Here is a 3,787-nt window from a genome sequence, read left to right on the forward strand (position 1 = left end):
GCCAGGCTCGGCGTGCAGCCCAGAGCGAGGAGCCGCAGGTACTCGGCGCGTTCGCTGATGCCCGCGGCTCCGATTCCGTCAGGGTCGGTGCCCGCCAGGAGCAGGGCGAGGGCCCTATCGGTGCGGGCCGCCGTGAACACCACCCGCACCTCGACGCCGGCGGCATGCGCGGCGGTGGCGACGTCCTGTCCGTTCCGTAGCCGGCAAAGAGCGTCGACCGTTTCCGGGCGGACAGGACATTAGGCATGCCCCGCACGCTATGGGTACCCCCACTCGTACACCCCGGCGACAGGCCGATGACGGCGACGCCGTGAATGCATCCCGACGCGCGCGAGCCTTTGGGCACTGGCTTTGTTCTCGAGAACGGGCTCTGGCACAAATTCTGTGGACCTGGCGCGATGCGGCCGGTCCGTGCGCTGGACCAAGTCCAGGTCGGCTGCGGTGCCGACGGGATTTGAACCCGCGGACAGATGGAAGCAGGTCCGCTCCGTCTCCGTCAGTCGCCGTGGGAGGGACCTCGCCCACGTCGATCGCAATGGGCCGCTCTGCCACGGCACCGCAACCTGCGGGAATGCGCGCACTCCCGCTGCGACTCAGAGTAGAGACACCGTTCGCTGCGGACGAATCTTTATCCGGGGAGCCGGAGACCACTGCCATGGGTCCACAGAAGTTATGTCAGAGCCCGTGAACGTGCTGCCCACAGGGTCCGGTCCGCTGTCGTCCCGCGGTGGAGCGCTGGTCGGTCAGCTTGCCGCGCGGGTCTGCGTGGATCCGAATACCTCGTCGAAGTGGTGGGCGTGGCGGGTGCTGACGAAGTGGTAGGCGCCACTATGGGCGCGGCGGGCGTGCGCGGTGTAGTGGAGGACTTCGGCCGGGGTGAGGACCTTGAGGTCTCCGAGCACGTAGTACAGCGGTGTGGGGGCATGTATGCCGGTGAAGAGCAGCCCTGCCTGGATGGCGGCGTTGCTGAGCGAGTACCGGTTGGAGGTGGTCGAGGGCATGCGGTCCTTCGCGTCGATGGTGATGACCTCGTCGGCGCGGGCGGCGATGAGGTCGGGGAACCAGCGCAGCGCGGAGGTGGTGCGAGCCAAGGCCTGCTGGATGGCGGGGTGGTAGGTGCCTTGGCCGCAGCGCTGGACCGTCCACCCCCGCGCTTCCAGTGCGGCGGCGACCCGCTGCTCGTGTGCGTCCCCGATCGCCTTGCGTTGCTGCCAGTGCGTCACTGGGGCGTCCCCTCCCCCGAGTTCCGTGTGAGTGATACGAACGTTCTCCTTTTCGTGCTACGCGTTCATGGTTATGATGCCCCGCATGGAGGCATACGTAGACCCACGTTTTCGTCCCACGCTCTGGCCCGGGACTCCGGTCCCCGCGCCGGAGTTGAGGCCGCTGTACCGGGCGCGGGCGGAAGGCGAGTGGATCGTGTGGACGGTCCACAACCGCGCCGCAGTGACGCCGGTGCCACTGCCCGAGGACTTCTACCTGCGCGAGCTGATGGACCTCGACCCCCACGACCTCGACGCCATCGCCGGCCTCATGCACGCGTACGGGGATCTGGGCGGAAGCGTCAACTCCTTCAGCTTCGACGTCGAGTACCACGACCGGTACACCGCGCTGGAGGAGCAGGAACATCCGGTGCACGGCCCGTGGTCACTCCACGGAGAACTCGCCACCCTGTTCGTCACGCAAGCTCAGGAAGCCGTGACCACCTGGCTGGCCCTCCGCCGTCAGGGCGGCCTCGACGAGCTCATCGAGGCCGAAGCCACCGAGGAGGCCCTGGCCGAGATGCGGGCCGCCAACGCCGACAGCGACGAGGTCTTCCCACATGACCTGGCCCATCTGCGTGAACTCCTGACCGACCTGAGAATCGGCAACCTCCACAGCACGCTGAACTGGGCGCTGAAGCCGTTCAGCATCGGCATCGGCAGCCTCACCGACCGATACCCCAGCCTGCTGTCCGTGGCGTTCCTGCAGCTCTACAACCACCTCGCCGAAGACGCGACGATCCGCGAGTGCGCCAACGAGACCTGCCGCCGCGCCTACGTACGCCAGCGCGGCCGCTCCGAGTACGGGCAAAACCGCACCAGCGGCACCAAGTACTGCACCCGCGAATGCGCCCGCGCCCAGGCCCAACGCGAACTCCGCCGACGCCGCAAGGCTGCGGCGGGGCAGACAGCGCCCCCCTCCCCGCGAGCAGCCGGGGGAGGCACGGCGTGACCCAGTCCCTGTGCCCGCATCAGCGGGAAGCCGTCAGCGCGATCCTGCGCGCCCTCGAATCATCCCCCGGCGCCACCGTCGGCGGAGCGGGGCCGACGTACCCAAGTGATCATGGCGACCGGGTCCGGGAAGACCCGCGTAGCAGTGCGCAGCGGCGAGGAGCTCCACGCGGACCGGGTGCTGGCCCTCGCACCCTCGCTGGACTTGCTCGCCCAAACCGAGGCCGCGTGGCGTGAGGGCGGCCGCCGGCGCCCGCTGATCGGGGTGTCCTCGCTCCAGGGCGAGGAGGTCTCCTTCCCCAACACCACGGACGTGAACGAGCCGGTGGAGTGGACCCGGGTCCTGGACAAGGTCACCGTCTACGCCACGTACCCCTCCCTCGGCCTGGGCACGCTCGAGAAGGCGCACCAGTCCGGTCTCGCTGCCTGGGACCTGATCGTCGTGGACGAAGCGCACCGGACGTCTGGCCGGATCGGGAAGCCCTGGGCATCCGTCCACGACAACACCCGCATCCCTTCGCTGCGCCGGCTGTACATGACGGCCACACCCCGGATGTGGCAGCTTGGAGACGACGAGGGCGAGACCGGCTCCCCCGGCGAACTGGTCGCGAGCATGGACGACGACCCCAACGGCCCGTTCGGCAGCCGCTGCTGCACCCGGTCCCTCTCTGAGGCCATCGACCGGGGCATCTGCGCCCCCTACCAGGTCGTCTGCGTGGACGTCACCGACACTGCTCTTGCAACCAGCAAAAGCCACGCCACCGTGTGCCCCTGTGCCGTTAGGCTGCTGCACCAGTTGCACCCACAGTGACGTAGTGCCGACAGGGCTGGGGGTCCCATGGCAGTCTCCTTTGCCGTCTCCGAAATCACGCTGATCGACGGCACAGTCGTCGCTCCCCCTGAGAACGGGATGACGCTGTTCATCGGGCCAAACAACAGCGGCAAGTCGGCGCTCCTCCGCGAGCTCTCGGACCGCATCACGGCTCCTAGCACCACAGGTAACACCTTCTGGATCCGCCAGGTCCTCCCGAGCAAGGCGGCACCGAAGCAGAGTTCCTGGACTGGCTGAGCAGTCAAGGCCACCGGTCCTGGATAGTCAACGGTGAGGCACACCTTCGCGGCGGAACGAGCCCATACGGCGCGGTGCCACGGGCGAGTGCCGGCCGGTGGTGGACTCTCGGGCAGGTCGGGCAACTGCGCTCCATGCTCGTGACCGAACAATGGCCCCCCGTGCAGCAGTGGATGTGCGAGCAGATCCTCGACATCACTCCCGCCAGCGAGGACGAGAAACCGAAGCCCCGAACCAGCCAGGCCGACAAGTGGGCCATGCACCGCACAGCCGCAGCCCAGTACTTCGCACGCGAAGGCCACCTCACCGTCCCCCGGAAGCACATCGAGACGATCACCGTGGGCGGAGACGGCGGCAATGCGCAGCGCGATATTGAGCTGCGGCTCGGTACGTGGGTCGACAACCAGCGCCGCCGGGCCCCCTCGCTGACGCCGGAGCGGGTCGAACTCCAAGGCCGGGATGAGGTGGGCATAGCAATACGACAGGCAGCGGCGGCCGGACAGGA

The 3,787-nt window shown here is 68.3% G+C and carries 5 protein-coding genes and 1 tRNA gene; 4 read left to right on the forward strand and 2 right to left on the reverse strand.

Annotated elements, in window-relative coordinates; translation table 11 throughout:
- Positions 1-439: 439 nt before the first annotated feature.
- Positions 440-558: transfer RNA gene (locus ACFXA3_RS38120), tRNA-Gly, on the reverse strand.
- A 185-nt stretch (positions 559-743) separates the two neighbouring features.
- On the reverse strand, positions 744-1,223 hold the full coding sequence (locus ACFXA3_RS38125; protein WP_385195179.1) for a hypothetical protein: 480 nt from the start codon (positions 1,221-1,223) through the stop codon (positions 744-746).
- An 85-nt stretch (positions 1,224-1,308) separates the two neighbouring features.
- Between ACFXA3_RS38125 and ACFXA3_RS38130 the strand changes: the two genes are divergently transcribed.
- From ACFXA3_RS38130 to ACFXA3_RS38145, 4 genes are all read left to right on the forward strand, one after another.
- On the forward strand, positions 1,309-2,214 hold the full coding sequence (locus tag ACFXA3_RS38130; protein ID WP_385195182.1) for a hypothetical protein: 906 nt from the start codon (positions 1,309-1,311) through the stop codon (positions 2,212-2,214).
- A gap of 111 nt (positions 2,215-2,325) precedes the next feature.
- A complete protein-coding gene (locus ACFXA3_RS38135) occupies positions 2,326-3,024 on the forward strand; it encodes a DEAD/DEAH box helicase family protein (RefSeq protein WP_385195185.1) in 699 nt (232 codons plus the stop codon).
- Between the two features lie 27 nt (positions 3,025-3,051).
- Positions 3,052-3,282 carry a hypothetical protein gene (locus tag ACFXA3_RS38140; RefSeq protein ID WP_385195187.1) on the forward strand — a complete coding sequence of 77 codons (231 nt, stop codon included), beginning with the start codon at positions 3,052-3,054 and terminating at the stop codon, positions 3,280-3,282.
- A gap of 134 nt (positions 3,283-3,416) precedes the next feature.
- Positions 3,417-3,787, forward strand: a 371-nt coding sequence (locus ACFXA3_RS38145; RefSeq protein ID WP_385195190.1) for a helicase associated domain-containing protein, incomplete at its 3' end; no start/stop codon positions are given.

Origin of the sequence: Streptomyces sp. NPDC059456 (assembly GCF_042750055.1) — a bacterium.
Lineage (GTDB): Bacteria > Actinomycetota > Actinomycetes > Streptomycetales > Streptomycetaceae > Streptomyces.

What these genes read in the sequence shown, in the direction of transcription:
- ACFXA3_RS38130 (WP_385195182.1), top strand. Translation starts at nt 1,309, where the DNA reads ATGGAGGCATACGTAGACCCACGTTTTCGTCCCACGCTCTGGCCCGGG.
- ACFXA3_RS38135 (WP_385195185.1), top strand. Translation starts at nt 2,326, where the DNA reads ATGGCGACCGGGTCCGGGAAGACCCGCGTAGCAGTGCGCAGCGGCGAG.
- ACFXA3_RS38140 (WP_385195187.1), top strand. Translation starts at nt 3,052, where the DNA reads ATGGCAGTCTCCTTTGCCGTCTCCGAAATCACGCTGATCGACGGCACA.